At 46.8% G+C, this 1,003-nt stretch carries 1 protein-coding gene and 1 pseudogene; one reads left to right on the top strand and one right to left on the bottom strand.

Features of this window, described 5'->3' with window-relative positions:
- Window positions 1-289, top strand: a 289-nt coding sequence (locus R7E78_RS24755) for a hypothetical protein (RefSeq protein WP_318058424.1), incomplete at its 5' end; no start/stop codon positions are given.
- Between the two features lie 220 nt (window positions 290-509).
- On the opposite strand, the pseudogene R7E78_RS24750 reads toward R7E78_RS24755, so the two are convergent.
- Window positions 510-1,003 (bottom strand): annotated as a pseudogene (locus tag R7E78_RS24750) (hypothetical protein); the annotation flags it as partial.

Below are 1,003 nucleotides of genomic sequence, written 5' to 3'. Positions count from 1 at the left end.
AGCCTATCAGTTCGGTAAAATAGAAAAAGTGATGATCAAAAAAATGGTCCATCTATTTTTTGATCAAAATGGCGACGACTTTATCGCAGAACACGCCAACAAAACGGGAATTGCTACTCTCGGTAATTATAAAGAGATGCATTTTATGAATGCGCAATTACTGAGTGAGTTAAAACAGCTCCTCCGAGAGTTGGATGATGCCAACTTAACAGCGCAGATCTCGTACTGGGTGGCGGCGTTACAAGTCGAAAACGACGAGCTGGAAAAACATTTACCTCAAGGTGAGTAGCTCTGCTCACCTTTTTCCTTCGTTTGTCTTCTCTATTTTTGCCCTTCTATCTGTTGCTTTGTCTATTCTTCGCATCGACCAACACGAGCTTTGCTTACTTTCTGCATCTATCCACATCAACCGTTAGTCGACGTTCGACATAAAAAAAACGCATCACAAGTGATACGTTTTTTGCATCATTGTTTGTATTCGACTCTATTCGCAGTCGTCTTCATCGGCGTTAACTGGGAACAAACACATTAAGCGACTGAGGACGAATCTTGATCTCTAAACGACGGTCAGAATAGAGCTCACCGTCGATGACGTAGTCAATCGGCTTATCCGCAGTAATCGTTACCCCTGTCGCGCTCGCGTACTGAAACAGATTCGACTCATCCTGCGCACCGACGCTGGTTAATGTTAGATCCGACAACGCCACTAGGCGTCCACCCAGCGACTGAGTGTTATCAAGGTAGGTAATGTGCAGTTTCCCATCATCTGGCTGCGGCGCGCCGCCACCTTGCGCTAACACGGTACTGAAGGGCGCGATGTTGGCCACGACGAAGCTGTGCACGTCCATCTCCTGACTCTCCCATCCTTGTTCACTCGCCGCTTGCCCTTCGAGGGTTACTTGCAGAGTTTGCACCTCTTCGGAAATAACAGCGTTAAAAAAGCCCGTTAAATACGCCAGTTGCCCAAAAGCATTTTTCTCTTCACGATGCGCGTGTTCAATCA

This window comes from Vibrio sp. YT-19(2023) (assembly GCF_033337395.1).
The sequence above is the reverse complement of the archived record's forward strand: the minus strand, read 5'-3'. Positions and strand labels throughout refer to the sequence as shown.